The organism is Bacteroides sp. K03 (assembly GCF_019734355.1).
GTDB lineage: Bacteria > Bacteroidota > Bacteroidia > Bacteroidales > Bacteroidaceae > Bacteroides > Bacteroides nordii.
On sequence record NZ_JAASHC010000009.1, the window covers coordinates 1 to 16427 of the forward strand.

Annotated in this window: 8 protein-coding genes; all 8 read right to left on the reverse strand. The window is 37.6% G+C overall.

Features of this window, described 5'->3' with window-relative positions; genetic code table 11:
- Positions 1-780: 780 nt before the first annotated feature.
- Complete coding sequence (locus HCG69_RS08595; RefSeq protein WP_221649718.1) at positions 781-1107, reverse strand: DUF3592 domain-containing protein; 327 nt, start codon at positions 1105-1107, stop codon at positions 781-783.
- A gap of 212 nt (positions 1108-1319) precedes the next feature.
- A complete protein-coding gene (locus HCG69_RS08600) occupies positions 1320-2741 on the reverse strand; it encodes a T9SS type A sorting domain-containing protein (protein WP_221649719.1) in 1422 nt (473 codons plus the stop codon).
- Positions 2742-2863: 122 nt separating this feature from the next.
- The gene (locus HCG69_RS08605) at positions 2864-5380 is read right to left on the reverse strand and encodes a polysaccharide lyase family 8 super-sandwich domain-containing protein (RefSeq protein ID WP_221649720.1); all 2517 of its coding nucleotides are present in this window, start codon (positions 5378-5380) and stop codon (positions 2864-2866) included.
- Positions 5381-5459: 79 nt separating this feature from the next.
- The gene (locus tag HCG69_RS08610) at positions 5460-6578 is read right to left on the reverse strand and encodes a DUF4998 domain-containing protein (RefSeq protein ID WP_221649721.1); all 1119 of its coding nucleotides are present in this window, start codon (positions 6576-6578) and stop codon (positions 5460-5462) included.
- A gap of 35 nt (positions 6579-6613) precedes the next feature.
- Positions 6614-7855: a DUF4959 domain-containing protein gene (locus tag HCG69_RS08615; protein ID WP_221649722.1), complete on the reverse strand. Its 1242-nt coding sequence runs from the start codon at positions 7853-7855 to the stop codon at positions 6614-6616.
- 20 nt (positions 7856-7875) lie between these two features.
- Entirely contained in the window at positions 7876-9819 is a 1944-nt protein-coding gene (locus tag HCG69_RS08620; protein WP_221649723.1) for a RagB/SusD family nutrient uptake outer membrane protein, read from the reverse strand.
- A gap of 8 nt (positions 9820-9827) precedes the next feature.
- Positions 9828-12968 carry a TonB-dependent receptor gene (locus HCG69_RS08625; protein ID WP_255585600.1) on the reverse strand — a complete coding sequence of 1047 codons (3141 nt, stop codon included), beginning with the start codon at positions 12966-12968 and terminating at the stop codon, positions 9828-9830.
- Positions 12969-14109: 1141 nt separating this feature from the next.
- Positions 14110-16401 carry an alpha-L-rhamnosidase C-terminal domain-containing protein gene (locus HCG69_RS08630; RefSeq protein ID WP_255585601.1) on the reverse strand — a complete coding sequence of 764 codons (2292 nt, stop codon included), beginning with the start codon at positions 16399-16401 and terminating at the stop codon, positions 14110-14112.
- Between the last annotated feature and the right edge of the window lie 26 nt (positions 16402-16427).

Here is a 16427-nt window from a genome sequence, read left to right on the forward strand (position 1 = left end):
AATATTAAGAAATTTATTCTTATTAACGTTCATAAAGAACTATGTTTTCCATGGCAAAGATAATGGTAGAGGAAAAACAAGGGCTATTAACACACTCATTATCAAGAAATTACAAAGACCAATTACTGTATATTTTTTTCATCACAATCTATTTGTATTTCACGAAAGAGAGTATTTATTTTACAATCTGAAATTATTACAAACAGAGCTTTCTACATCTCTTATACTTATGAATTCTTAGATGGTATCAAATATCCTCACCGTATATTTGATCGCTTAATAACTACTATTTTAGTCTATTTTTTAATAGTACCAGACTTTATGAGCTAGACATATTAATCATTTTTTCGTTTTAGTATTACATTATTATACCTAAACTTATTTTTATTTTATAATCACGACTATTCATAGACCCATTAGTAAGTGTTTCCCAAACAGAAACCTCATGACAATCTAAAATTATAAATTTGTTATTTTCAAATCTCCACTTTCCCTGACATTGTGGCATAGCATCCTGAACTATTATTTAAAAAAAGAACGATCCATTCTGATTAAGTTCTAAAATATATTGATATTTAAAGCCCATTGTTTCTCTCATGCCAAAGAAAGTCCCTTCAATTTCCATACTCTTATATTCTACCAATTTTTGAGTTTTACAAGAGTAAATGAATAGTGTTATTGCAATAAAGCAAATGATTTTTATTTTCATCGTTTATAATATATAAAAGGATAAGACTTCTATTACTGTTCAAAAACCTCCTGAAAATGCTCAGACACTTTTTACTTGTAATCTCTATATGTTTTATTATTATTTGGATTCATCCTGTCATAAACCACAACAACAGTATCTCCAATGGACAATGTATCGCTTATAGGATAATGCTTTCCACTTCCATAATAAACCTTTTCTTTGACAAAAAACTTATAATCAAGATAAGACCTCATTCGAGGGCCAGAAGAAAAATCGACTATGACTGCATCTACATATTCAACATTTTTATCTAAAGAGTTTCTTTCTACTACTTTTACAAATATCAAATAGCCAAAATAAATAACCAATATAAAGCTAAAAGAGTAAAGTAAAATATCTTTTTTTATTGTTTTCATCGTTGGATTATAAATGGATATAAAGGTTTATAAACATTTATAGTATCGGTTGGTTGAACAAATTGATTAACAGACTTATTCGTAAAAACAGGCCTTAAATTTCAGATCAAGATAAAAAGACAGGAGAAGTATCTAAAAACACCTCTCCTGTCCTCATTTTATCTCTTAATTAACTTCTCACAGTATGCAAGATTATATTCATCGACAATCCATTATTTCATTATTTTAGCCACAGCACCTTCAGCCTTTACAATATAAAGACCATTAGCCAGTGCATCTAAATTGATTACAGCTTGTGTACTCTGAATAACCTGGCGACCCATGTTATCATAGATATAAACTACTGAATCAGCGGCCTTATCGATGATTGTGACATCATTTGATTCACTATTAAACAGAATCTTAACATTCGATATTTTTTCAGAAGTAATACCAACTCCACCACCTTTTAGATGATCAGGCATCGTTGTAGGTTGATTGGTTAAAGTCATATCATCGGCAGCAAATGCCAGAATCGGAAGTTTATAATCATTATCGGCAGGCATTCTCCAATAGGTATAGTAAACATCTGTTTCATCATTTTCATCATAAGCAAACTTCCAATTAGCATATGTTTCTTGTTTGGTAAGATCAGCCAAAGTTTTTGCTAAGCCATCATTTCCTGTTTCGTCAGAAATTAACTCTTTATTCTCGCACTGCAGATCAATACCTTCGTATGCATAATTACCTTCAAGAATCATAGTGAGCAATTCACCTTCTACTATACGATTAAAACCTAAAATACGACCTGCACCTTTACCTGTTCCATCCGTATTATATGTAGGTGCCTGAATAAGCTTGTTTAAAGCAACACAGTTCTTAATATAAGATGTGCCATTAGGTTTCTGCTTAGAATTACTCCAACCACCATATCCTAAAATACTACCAGCGCTCCCATTAGAAGTCAATGTTCCCAGACTATAGCATCTATCTATTTTCAATACAAATGTATTTAACAGATAGCCCACAATCCCACCAACATTACCAGAACCAGAAATATCATTCGTTGAATAACAGTCTGAAATATTCACCTGCCCATTACTATTTGCACAAGTACCAATGATAGCCCCAACACTGGCTGCGGCTGCTTTAATCGGTCCGCCAGTAACAAAGCAACCGTTTACATTCAGTTTTTTCCCAATTACCTGACCAACCAGTCCACCAACATTATCTTTACCATTAATTCCTTTTTCTGCATCAAGAACCAGACCAAGATGTGTAATCTGTGCAAAGCTATCACCAGCTATGTTAGCAATAAATCCCTGGTTGTCTGCTCCAGGGCGGTTAATCCAAAGCCCTTTGATAGAATAATGAAATCCCTCTATGTTACCAGAAAAGGCAGTAATAGGCTCCCAGCCTTCTTCAGAGTCTTGTAGAAATTCAGTTAAATCAATGTCATTGTCCAACACAAAATAGGCATTAGCTGCAGTCCGGATATTATTCAGATGTTCTGCTGTCTTAATCACATATGGATCCATCTCCGAACCAACACCAGATGCAAACTTATCATCTTGCGCACTCAAACTTGAAAACATACTACCAACAGCAAATAAGCAAGCTGTCAACATAAAACGGTACTGAGTATTCTTTTTCATAATTCAAAAAATTAAAATTAATAAATTCATTTAAAAATAAAGTTCACTATAATATTGAATTAGTGTATTCTTTTACTTCTCAGAGATTTTGTTTCATAGGCATTCTTTTTTTAAGATTCATATTATTGCTTCAATATTTTCTTCACACAAACAGTGTTTTCACCAATCAAACGTATCAGATAACATCCTGGAACATAACCATACATAGATATAGTCTTGCCGCATTCAACAGATTCAATTGATATCTGCTGCAGAGTAACTCCCTGTAAAGACAGACATTCTATTTTATTGAACACCCCTGCCTCAAAGTTTACATTCAATTCAGTATCCACCGGGTTCGGATAGACAGCCACTTGCTCATTCAACTCTGTTTTTCCTATGCTTGTTCCGCCCGTTGCCTGATATACATTCGTTACAGTGCTACCTGTATAGTCTCCTGAAGGCATTCTAAGTTCTATTTTTGTACCATCAGATAATTCAGTACCACCAATCAATTTTTTATTTAATGTCAATGATACCGGACGTCCGGCTCTATAGGTCGGATCGGATACAGACACCTGATATTCGCCATTTTCCACTACCACCAATACCATCAGAGGACCACCGGCTGAAAGTTTCAAATCACCCATCGTTACTTCAGCTCCTTCATAGAAGACAACCGCATATTTATTACCATGCTGTACTGCTTGTACGGATTTGGTATTAGCTATTATCTCAAAATCATGATTTTTTGTAAATGCTTCAAAATTGTCTAAAGACATATCCGGCACTACAATGTATTGATAAGTTGCATTTTGCGGAGCCACTCCATGATCAAAATAAGCACTGAATACACGACCTTGATCACTTCCAGTCGAAGTATCTGTACCTATATTAGTCCAATTACCTTTTTGAAGGATGGCACCGGCAGTTATTTGCCCTTGTTCAGGGAAAATATACCCCACATTATCATGATGAATCCAGGATAAAGTGTTATCGTATGAAGTCCAACGAGTCAAAGGAGTTACCGCTGTCTGCGTATTAATTGTACCGTCTGTCAAGCCAAAGACTGCCGGAGCACCAAAGAAAGCCTGATTCACGGAGGTAGCAATCGACGACTTCCCATTGGTTGTTATTCCCGATCCCAGGCAAACCATACAATCATCAATGAAGAAATAGGCTTTCTGAGCTTTTAACCCACGATAATCGTGCTTATACGCCAATACTCCATCCTCACCGTTGCTTACACCACCACCAAAGCTATTAGTGCCATACAAATAGCCGCCCAAACGGGCAGAATCAACGCTTTGTGCAGCAGTCGTACCAGGAATTCGAGCCCAATCCCAAATACCGTAAATAGCTCCCGCATGGCCATAAGCCCCACCATTATATTCATTACCGCTTGTTAAAATATTGGTTGCTCCCATTGGCAAATTATAACCTAACTTGTTCTCACTGTTAATCATTTCCGTCCCTAATGTACGGTTAGAAATAATTTTGGCCGACATATAATAGTTAGCGCCATGTTGAGTCATCATATCCGACTTCCAGAAATGTTTGTTGATATTCAAAGGGAAGGGAGCGCCATTCTCAATATGATCTATCCAGGCTTCATAATCAGCCTTATACTCCGGATCAGCTTTTATCATCCGACGCAAGACAAGAGGATCTATATTGGTTCGATTACCTCCTGAGTCACGAGAGATATTACGTCCCATGGTACCAAAGTCAAACGCATTACGATATCCGAACAAACGATGTCCCTGTAACAACATATTACGGAATAACTCTATTCTATCTCCCGTATAGGCCTCATCAAACAATGTTCCAGCAGCAATCTCCATATAACCGGAAATATCATTGGTAATCGACATTCCATACCCTCCGGAATAAATTTGTTCATGATGCTGATGGAAGCTACCATCAATTTTTATCCCTTCATCTCCTTGTTTACTTACAATTGTAAGTGTAGAAGCTATTCCGTCAAAAGCTTCCTTCACACCAGCGAAGTCATTCTCTATACACCCCTTATGTATGGCTATCTCACAAATCCAGGTCAGATTTTTACCTCCGCCTAAAAAACGTTGAACCATATTCCGAAGGTATTTCTTAGAACAATATTCCAATTGCGTTTGGTTTGCATATCCTTTGACTAATAACAACGGAATCATATACTTTTGTGGTACTCCAATTTCATCGTACCACCAATTGTATCCCGGATCTCCTCGTTTTCCGGTTTCCTGAGGATGATTATCTGCGAAATAAGTACACCCGGCTACAATACGTTCCAGCAAGCGTTCATTCATATAATAACCACTCTTTGAATGACGATATGCTTTGGCCATTACTACCAAACGATTAGGAGCCGTATTACCTGCCGCATTCATTTGCCCATATTTCCCATCACTCCAGCTTCCATCCGAATTCATTGAATCCATCCACTTTTTAACTTCAGTATCAGCAGGCGGATCATCCACTAATTGCCTGGCCACTAAAACCTCAGAGACTTCATCAATAGATACTTGTTGCTCAGAAGTCAGGCTACGAGTCGTAATATCTGTATCGCTGGCTCCAACCGCCAATAATTCATTAGTTACAGCAAAAGCTCCTGAACTGGTAAACAAACAGAGCGAAAGAAGAACCGTTTTTATATTTTTCATATAGTTCTATTAGGAATAATTACAGGTAGAAACCGAACCGGAAGCCCGGCTCCCACCCATTATTATTGCGTTATTAAATTTATTCTACCGCCAGAAAAACAGCAATCTCAGCCAAAGCTGCTTTTTTGGAATCCTTACCATTGACAGCATAAATTCTGAAATAACGGGTTTCCCCAGCATTAGCAGGAATATTAAATGACTGTACCCCATCAACATCTTCCATTCTATAAGACTGTATATCCGTCCAAGTAGTACCATCCTGACTATATTGCAGTATAAAATCATAGATAGTAGAATTTACAGCGTCCTGAGGGCGAATCAATTCAAGACGTCCTAGCTTATAACTTTCTTTCATATCTATAGCCAGCCAATGAGGGTAAGCCGTAGGTAATGGACTGATTTTGGAATGCCAATAAGTTCTATAGTCATTATCAATAGCACTTTCCGCTACATAAGCACCTCCGGCAGTAGTACTCGCTGTAATGGTCCAATTAGTAACAGGAATCTTAGCTACTCCCGGATTACTCACCCAACTTGTATAAAAAGTATCAACCACTAAAGAGTCAGAAACAAACGCCGTTCTATATTTAAATTCAGAACCGATTTTATAATTTTCATACGTAATCGTATCAGCATTTGTTTTAATTGGGTCCCATACACAAACTTTCTCATTATCTGTGTTAATATACTCAATCTCAGTAGCAATGGCTCCATTATAAAGATCAGCTAATCCCCAAGCAATCACCAGATTTCCATCATCCAGAGAAGCATCATCAAAATCACGATTTGTCAGGATTGCCTGATAATTTTCACCACGTGCCCATCCAATAACTTCAGTCGGAACAGAGATATCACCCGCCTCATTGAATGAACGAATGATGAAAGAATATGAATTCTCGGCTAAATCAGGTATGATACATCTTATTGTATCACCTTCATAGTCAGAGTAATTGACTTTATATACATTGGTATAATTGTTCCAGTATACTTCAGCACGTACAGTCGTCGGATCTTTTCCCTTCAACCATTGCAACTGTACTCTGTTCTTTCCGGCATATACTACCGGATTTTTAGCTACTCCCGGATACACACGCCCATTGGGTACAATGTATTCTTCATAAGTACCGTCCATGTCTTTACAAGAAACAAAATTTAAAAGCACAGACAACAGTATAAAACTATAAAATATTTTTTTCATTTTATTTCAACTCTAAATTATTAGTACTTATCGTTCTATTTTATCTCTTGTCCATAAACATCCAACTCAGAAATCCAAATTGATCCGGAAGTGGTCTGGCCCATGTAAGTTTCCAGAACTTTAAAACGTAGATATCTTACCGGAATATAAGGATTAGGAGAAAACTCAGATTCTTCCAGATCATAATTAACACCCTGTACACAAGCATATTGATGATCTTCTTCTGTTACTGTCCCAGATTCACCGGAAGGTTTATCTGCAATGAATGTGCCCAATGGGGTCCAACTATCATCCCAACTTCCATCCGGATTTGGTGACAAACTCCCATACAACTCGAATTTCTTTACATTCGCTTCACTATATACCTGGATTTCCTGGCGAGAACCTTTACCACGTTGATGAAGTTTTACACGACTTATTGTTGCCTTACGCCCCAAGTCAACAGTAAACCATTGAGGTATCGGAGCCGACTTAGTAGTTGCAAACATACTATTTCTATCCGTTGCCACTCCATCCCATAAATGTTCTATAGAGTATGAATTATAATTACCTTCAACTGGTTCATAAGTATCTGTTGGTAAAGCAGCATTCTTAAATTTATCTTTGGGAATTACTTCTTCATACAATGGAGTTAAAACAGCTTCCTTAGTACCTGAATAATGTTCCCAACGATCTCTCAGATATACAGCAAATCGTCCTTCTTTGGCTTGCAGTCCCCGAAAAGGAAAACTTCCCATAGAGGCCTCTGTATAGAATGTCTCAAATTCTTTATATTCACCTGTATTTGCAGTATCTCCCAATAGTACAATAGCTAATGCTGCACGATCGGGATTTTTAAAACTAACAGATACTCCCCCAAAACCCGCTTTCAATTCCAGATGTTCAAAAGCGTTTAAATAAGCAGGAGTCAATGGAGTAACTTCACAAGTCACCGGAACCGACTCTTTTTCATTTCGTCCTACACTATAAATCTTAATCGGATAAGATTTTACTTCCCCAAACCCCTCCAACACCAATGAGTCTTCATAACATGAGGCTTTAGTAGTATGTACTGCACCCGTTTCAATTTGATAAACAGCCTTTACATATAGTAAATTTTCATCTTTTGGCATTTTATATTTTAAAACAGCACCACCAGCAGTAGCTCTCACTGTTATATCATATATCTGTTCCGGAGCAGGAGCCGACATATCAATATGGTCTAAACGACCCTCCTCTTTACAACCCATCCCTACAAATAATAGAGAGATAAGTGCTATATATAATGATCTTTTCATATTAACTTTCTAATTTTAGATTACCAACCAATATTCTGAACCAGATTATCATTCTTCAATATATTATCATTACTGATAGGCCAGAAATAATCTTTTACGCCAAATGATTGTTTATAAACGACCATAGAACGATAATAATAATTCGCTCTGGATTGGGTCATATCCCAACCCTGCATTGAAGTCTGGTACAAGCTCGGAGCCGTTTTCCAACGACGGATATCCCAAAAACGAATACCTTCAAATGCCAGTTCAATCATTCTTTCCTGTTGTATAATAGCTCTTAAACCTGTTTGAGTAGTATACTTAGTTGGATTGTTGGAATAATTACTCCAAGATTCTTTTACTCCTTTCAAACCGGCGCGTTCTCTGATGGCATCAATGTAGGTAAACGGATTCTCGGCAACGGCATTTTCCTCACCTACAAGTCCGCCCTCAGGACCATATGCCTCATTAATAGCTTCGGCATAAAGTAAATATAAGTCCGAAAGACGATAAATAGGCCATGGATATTCTGTATAACTATACTGAGTAATAGAGGTCAATACATTCTCATCATATACTAATTTTTTAGGCCAATAACCGGTTAACGGTCCCTTTCCCACAGTTTCTTGCCCGTCGGTATCTCCTCTTCTTGCATGAACATAAAAGGGCTGTTCTGTATCTTTCTTGCCCTGTCCGTGCCATGCTCCACGATCAAATCCTAAGAATGCATAAAAACGGGGTTCTCTGTCCATATTTAATCGCGCTGTCGTCTCTCCACCTTCCAGATAGAATCCATAATGATCTTCAGCACGTGGGATATCACGCAATTCATACTTAGTAGCATAATTCCAGTTTATATCTTCAGTAATAGGCACTCCATTATCAGAATAAAATGTTTCTGCCATCTTTAAAGCAGCTGCTACCAAAGAACGGATTTCAGGAGCATCTTTATAAGTTGAATTTAACTTGGGAGTGGTGATTTGTTGCAATCCTGTATTACCACCACCAACACGACTATTCGTATTAGCCCAGATCAACTCACTGTTCCAACGTTCATTAAACATACGGCGTAGCGTCATTTGCTGTCTGTAACGAGGATCCATTGTATTTGAACCCTCTGTATATTGATACAATTTAAGATCAGCTTCTTTGCAAACATCCATTGCCGCCTTACAAGCATTTGCGGCTTTCACCCATTTTTGCTTATCTTCTGTTTGGTTGAACAGCTGTGTTCCATCATGGTTTCTTAAAGTCGCCTGGTCATTATTCCCATTAAATAACGGACTGGCTGCCGTTGTCATAGCTTTCGCTTTTATCATATGCGCAATTGGCAAAGTTATACGTCCCAACTCATCTGCCGGTGCGTATACCTGTAATGGTAATGAACGCATATTAATAGCCTCATCCAGTAGCTCTTCAATATATGCAAAGCACTCGTCTACTGTATTTCTGGGTACTTTTACTTCATCTACCCCTGCATCTACCGAAAGGTTTTCACGAATAATAGGTACAGGACCATACATCAAGACCAACTGATAATGATAATAGGCTTTCAAGACTTTCACTTCAGCGATCCATAAGTCTCTTTCCCAGGCAGGAAGATCCGGAACAGAAGCTACATTATCCAGAAAAATATTACAGTCTCTCAATGCTTTGTAATAATCAGACCAACGATCTAACAAAGGGTTCGCAGTAGATTGCGCTCCTCTTGAAAGATTCAGCGCATAGTCTTTGTCAATACGTCCACTTTCTGTAACTCCACACAATTCATCCCCACCCAATAGTGCGGGATCCCAGGTTGAGTTTCCATGAGAAGGCATATAAGAGTAACAAGTAGCTAAATATTTAATTGCTTCCGAACGCATATGAAATGCCATTTCGATAGTAGCTGTTCCTTCCGGAACCACATCCAGATAATCTGCGCATGAGTTGAAGAATGGCATTAAAGCCAACATTCCTATATATATAAATTTCTTTCTCATAATTGCTATTAATTAAAACTCAAATTAAAACCAATATTAAACACACGCTGCAATGGATATCCCAAACCATTACCACCCATTTCAACATCCCACAATTTGAATGAACTAAATTTCAACAGATTGTTTCCGCTCAAATAAAAACGAAGATTAGACAGGTGCATCTTATTCAGAGCTTTTCTTGGTAACGTATATCCAATTTCCATTTGCTTCAAACGCATAAATGCACCATCACGCATAAACCAAGTACTCTGTACTGTATTATTCACATTCTTAGTACGACTTAATCGCGGCCATACTGCATATACATCCTGATGATCTTCGGCCCAATGACTATCCGCATATGCTTTTAACAACTGTGTATTATCCTGGAAAGGAGCAGTGGCATTTGCATCAATCCAAAATGAGGTATTAGCCGATCCTTGGAAGAACACAGAGAAATCAAAATTCTTATAGCCGGCAGAAAAGCCAAAACCATACACAATTTCCGGAGTCGTAGGGTTACCGATAGGAACCATATCTTTTTCATCGATCACACCATCATTATTCACATCCAAATATTTAATATCACCACCACGTGCAGGTTCTGCTTTATCATCTTTATTAACGCCAATCTGACTCGGAGAATTAGCTGCTTCTTCATCACTTACAAACAGGCGCTCTGCAATATAGCCATACTGTTGCGCCAATGAGTTACCTACTCTATATCTCCAAGGTTCTTTATAAGCCGATTCTTCGTATACTTCGTACTTACTAGTAGCATATGTGAAATTAGCACGAGCTGATGCCCATAGATCCTTATTGAAAACCTGCTGATACTCCAGACTCAAATCAACTCCCTTGGCAGATGCTTCACCGACATTAGATCTTAATGCAGCTGCCAGCCCCATCGTAGAAGGTATATCTGCACGAGTCATCAGAATATTCTTACGATATTCCGTATAATATTCAGCTATTATATTCAACTTATCAAAAAGCCCTAATTCTAGTGCATAATTCTGTTTACGAGAAATTTCCCATGTAATATCAGGATTGGCATAACGTTTTATCGCTACTCCAGATATTTTATTCTTAAAATCACGACCGAATGTATAACCACCGGTATTCATTTCTACCTCAGATAAATAGAAGAAACGGTCTGTGCTACTACCAATCTGGTCATTACCAACCAGACCAAAAGAATAACGGAGTTTTAAATTAGAAAAGATGTTTTTCGCGGGTTCAAAGAATTTTTCGTTAGAAACTACCCATGCCACACCAACAGACGGGAAAAAGCCAAAACGATGTTTTTTATCAAAACGTTCAGAACCATTGTATCCAAAGTTAAACTCTCCAAAGTATCTTTGATCAAAAGAATAAGTTGCACGACCGGATAGACCTATATTCCTGGATGGTAATGATAGTTGCAAACTGTTAGCTTGTCCTTCACGTTCTTCACGTCCCTGAAATACCAATAATCCACTCACACCGTGTTTTCCAAACGTACGATTATAATCAACTGCCGCTTCTAAATAATTAGAACTTGTCATAACTTTGGCACCTTCGGAGAATCCCAGATATTCAGTACCACGTCCATTCCCTTCAGTATTTAAACAGTTAAGTACATATTGCCCGGTATTCTTATCAAAAGAAGTCATTGTATAATAAAAAGGAGTATAACTTCTATTTACGGCAAACTGAGACAAACGAGCTATATTCAGCATAACACGTGCCGATAAACCTTTTGTAATAAATTTCAAATCTTGCTTCAATTCCAATTGAGCCAAAATCTGAGAACGTGTTTTATCCTGATATCCACGCACTGTTTCTGCATAAGGATTGGTATAATAATTCCCCTTTTGTGCATCCATAATAGCACCACCAAACAAAATATGTGAAGCTACTATATTGGCATCCGAAGCCGAGTAATAAGCAGGGAACATAACAGGATTTGAATGCATAATCATCTTATACGTATCAGAACCACTTTTCAATGGACCGGTATAATCCTCGAAGTTACCATTCAAACGGACAATCATTTCAGTCGTTTTAGAAACATCGATATTGACGTTTGCACGCAGATTATAAATATTATCCTGAATGTTGTTATTAAAGTTATTCCGCTTGTCTACTTTCAACAAGCCATTATCTCTATTGAAAGAAGCAGCTACATAGTAACGCGCTACACCTCCACCACCACTTACACTCAAATTGACACGTTGATTCATCGTAAAATCTTTCATCAACATACTTTGCCAGTCATTAGCCGGATAAAGTATCGGATCATAACCAGCAGCAGTTCTTTCTATTTTACTTTGCGAATAAGGTAATTGGCCCAACGGATTACGCGTAAGAACAGCTTCGTTCTCCAGTTTCATATAAGTAATCGGATCAGCCAATTCAATATTCTGTGTAGGCATAGAAATTGAGTTTTCTACACGTAACTGAATTTTAGCCGGACCATTCTTACCCGTTTTAGTTGTAACCAAAATTACACCGTTAGCACCACGAGCTCCATAAAGAGCCGTTGCAGTAGCATCTTTCATAATAGAGAAACTTTCTATTTCATCCGGTTGTAGACGCGCCAGGTCAGTAGATGTCAACTCAACGCCATCAATCAAAATCAATGGATTTGTATTGGAACCAAATGTAGTGATACCACGAACAAAGAAGTCGGCATTATCGGCACCCGGCTCACCGCTTCGCTGGTAAGCAATCATACCTGCCACACTACCAGCCAAGGCTGTTGTCAGGTTACTCACCGGTACTTTCAATTCTGCGGGCTTCACCGTAGTAATGGAAGAGGTGAGACTCTCTTTCTTCTGTTTACCAAAAGCTACTACCGTTACTTCATCCAACGTCTGTGCATCTTCATACAACACTGCATTTATAATGCGTTTGGTACCTACTGCTATTTCTACGGGCTTATAACCAATAGTACGAAACTCTAAAACGGCTTTAGCGTTGGGTACATTAATACTATATTCTCCATTTAAGTCTGTTGTAGTACCGACTGTGGTACCCTTAATCATTACAGTGGCACCTGGAATAGTTTCTCCACGATCATCGGAGACAATACCACTAATTTTAATAGATTGCTGCTGTACCTCTTTCGGTTCCATAGCGTTGCCCGAGTCTTCCTTCACATTAGCAAACGCTTGACTCCCTATCATTATGGAACAAAGGACTATTCCAAGAGCATTACGTATTATACAATTCCTATAAAGCATATTTTTCTATAGTTTAAATATTTGATTAATTAAAAAAGGAACTATTCATAAGAAATTCCCGATTTCTTATAATTCAACAGAACACTTCACTCATACTACATAGGCTGATAGATTTAGAGTTTACACTTCATTTTTATAGATTATACACGATTGATATATCACTAAGGAGGATATTTCTTCATACTCATTATATAATAAGGTTAAACAATTCTTTTTTGGAGTAAAGAGTGGGAGAAGAAAACAATTCTATTCTTGTACTTCTTTACTCCCTCTCAATTACTTCCAGCTTCACATCAACAAATCTTTTTTTACCTGAATTGAAATACCAATTAAAAACATCATTCTATGTTGTTTCTGAAAGCAAATATAAGTCGTAACAGACAAGGTCACTATGCCTAATCTCGCCATTAATATGCCCAATCTGTACAGTGACATTTAAAATACATTTTTGGCGTAATTGAATACAATATACCCTACAATCAATACTCACAGGAAGTTATGGCCAGATGATCACATTCTTTTTTTTATTCTTAAAGTAGGTTATCGCTATATAAACAATGAGGTCATTAGCGTCATAACAGTCTCATTTTTATATCTCAAAAAATCTGGGAATCATTTTATTTTCGATAAAATACCCCCTTAACAAGTGTTTCGTATTAGACTGATTTTATAAAAACTGAGTGGCAATATATACATAAAGTATTTAATCTGCAAGTTCGAAAAACACAAGGAAAAATGAGATACAAAGTATTATATATACATTGTTTATTCTAATTTTCCTACAGAGAATTTTGATTATTACTACCACAAAAAATACAACCATGAAAAGAGTTCTTGCTTATTAATAGACGAGTAACAAAAAGAAATATATTTCAAGCAAGAATAATATAAAGGACACAGTTTAGTATAATAGGTATACTACAAAATAAGAAATTGAAATATACAAAAAAAACTCTGCCGCAATCATAAATGATGTTCAAAGCGACAGAGAGTTCTGTTTTGGGTTTCATACGGATGTATCCTACCAGAATATAGCTGCCCTGGTAAAATGTACTCTTTACACAAATAAAATCCGATTCACATATTATTTCTTTCCTACAATCCTGTAATCACCTCCATTGAATAGATAAGCCTGTTTTCCCTTTTTCTCAAAGCGAATATCTACCTTATATTTTTCAGACGGAGTCTTACCATTAATTGAAATATCAAATACTAGCTCAGCAGGTAAATATACAATGGCCTGAGTATTCCGGGGCACAGAGATCTCTAAGGAAAATACATCCGGCTCTATTATAAAAGCAGATTTAACCAGCCCGGCAATTGTGGGAACAGTAATAGATGCCTGTTTAAAAGAAGTAAGATCAGGTTCTATTTTAAATAATTCATATCCAGGTTTCAATGGTTCCACACCGCACAGATATTGGGCAATAACGGTTAAAGCACCTCCACTCCATGCATGATTAACGGTACCTCCTCCAAATCCTTTCTCACCAATATCCCATCCTTCAAACAGCGTAGAATACTCTTTATTGTCAACCATCGGAGCAAAACGAGATTGTACACGCTCCAATGCATAATTACTTTGTCCCATAATGAAAAGGGCCTCCATAACATACTTTTCCATATAAGGACTGGCATGTTTTTGTGATTTAAACAAGTTAAAAATCTCGTCGTATTGGGTTTGATCCGCAATACCTGTAATAACAGCCAATGCTTGTGCACGGTCATCCGTCTCTTTCTGATATTGCGGATGTCTGTAGGCATAACCATTCCAACATTTATTATAACCAACCTTCAGCTTTTTCATTATTTCCCGATACATTTCAGCATCGCCTTCATACCCTAAAACATCGGCCATTTTTGCTGCACCATCCAATGCCAGATAATGCCATCCGGCATAGATAAGACGAATATCACGATGGTCTCCCCAGTCTCCCCAAGTCCACCCGCCACTTCTAAAAGCAGTCAGACCTGTATCATCCAGTTGCCAAAGTCCAAGATACTTCTTAACTTTAGGATAAGCATCAACAATCGTCTGTTTATCTCCCGTATTCAAATAATAATTCCAAAAACCATAACGCCCGATACTTGCCAATGATTGTCCGGGGAGTTCTGTATCCGAGCGTCCGGAAGGAATGGGAGCATAGAGTACACCGTTTTTCTTTTGCCAACCGACCAGTTCATAAATTGCTTTCTTCATCAAAGCATGTGCTGTAGGAGAATACGTATAGAAACTTTCGCCCATAAGCAACACTACATCTCCCCACCATTGGGCCCGCTCTCTATCGGGACAATCAAAGTAGGTATCACGCATATTCACATACAATGTCCGAAGCGCTTTTTCCCAGAAACGCATATAAAACTCATTGTCGCAAGAGAAGCTACCGATAGGTTCCGTATCATAACCGGTTTCCCGATAAGACAGAGCATTAACAGTTACACTTTTCGGTAATACAAGAATCAGTTTATGCCCATTCATCCATCCTAAAGACTCATAAGTTTGCTTTCCTCGTTTTGTGACGTATTCAGCTCTTACATTTTCTGCCCCTCCTGCCACGGAGTGGTCTGTGGATATAGAGATTAAGCTTCCGCCCTGAGTATCTGTTACATCCAATACTGGAGTCATTTGCATATTATAGGGAAACCGGGCAATAATTGTATCTTTATCGTTTCCCGGAATACGCTGCATTTCAAGCGGCTTTATACCAAAGTCTTTCCAAAACGGAATAGGTCGTTTCACCAACTTATTCCAAGGGCCTACTCCCCAGTCTCCCAATTCTCTCGCATTTTCGAAAGCGTATTTTCTACAATCCTCTGTTTGCCAACCGGTAATATCATATCGTGCATCAAAATGAATGTTAGATTCCGGTAAGCGGTAATTAGGATAAGGTTTGCCGGTGTTACCATAAGCCGGGTGGACTTTACAAAGCCATTCCGAATTACTTATAATATCCAACTTATCATCTTTCACTTTAAATATTAGTCCGGCTTTCCCGCTACTTTTGTGAGAAAAGCCATTTTTCCCAAAATACCAGACCAGAATGGCTATTTTATTTTCTCCTTTCTTCAGATAAGGAGCAATATTCACTTCGTCATAGTAAGTGTCTTCGGGATTAGGGCCTCGTTTCAATCCACCTTCAAATACAACGAGGTTACCATTTATCCAGAGCCAGTATTTACTATCTACGCCAATCTGAGCTATTACTTCCGAAGGAACCTTTTTTATCAAAATATCCCGCCGAAAAGCAATCCAAGTATTAGGATTATCTACATCTTCCTCAATGGAAGTTATCCATTGAGCTCCCTTCCGACTTTCTGCATGAAGCATATATGTACAACTTAATATTAATAACAATGAGATAAAAATCTTTCTCATAAAACCACTTATTTAAAAAAGTTCCA

Excerpts from the sequence above, each read along its gene's own strand:
- HCG69_RS08595 (WP_221649718.1), bottom strand. The coding sequence starts at position 1,107 with ATGAAAACAATAAAAAAAGATATTTTACTTTACTCTTTTAGCTTTATA.
- HCG69_RS08600 (WP_221649719.1), bottom strand. The coding sequence starts at position 2,741 with ATGAAAAAGAATACTCAGTACCGTTTTATGTTGACAGCTTGCTTATTT.
- HCG69_RS08605 (WP_221649720.1), bottom strand. The coding sequence starts at position 5,380 with ATGAAAAATATAAAAACGGTTCTTCTTTCGCTCTGTTTGTTTACCAGT.
- HCG69_RS08610 (WP_221649721.1), bottom strand. The coding sequence starts at position 6,578 with ATGAAAAAAATATTTTATAGTTTTATACTGTTGTCTGTGCTTTTAAAT.
- HCG69_RS08615 (WP_221649722.1), bottom strand. The coding sequence starts at position 7,855 with ATGAAAAGATCATTATATATAGCACTTATCTCTCTATTATTTGTAGGG.
- HCG69_RS08620 (WP_221649723.1), bottom strand. The coding sequence starts at position 9,819 with ATGAGAAAGAAATTTATATATATAGGAATGTTGGCTTTAATGCCATTC.
- HCG69_RS08625 (WP_255585600.1), bottom strand. The coding sequence starts at position 12,968 with ATGATAGGGAGTCAAGCGTTTGCTAATGTGAAGGAAGACTCGGGCAAC.
- HCG69_RS08630 (WP_255585601.1), bottom strand. The coding sequence starts at position 16,401 with ATGAGAAAGATTTTTATCTCATTGTTATTAATATTAAGTTGTACATAT.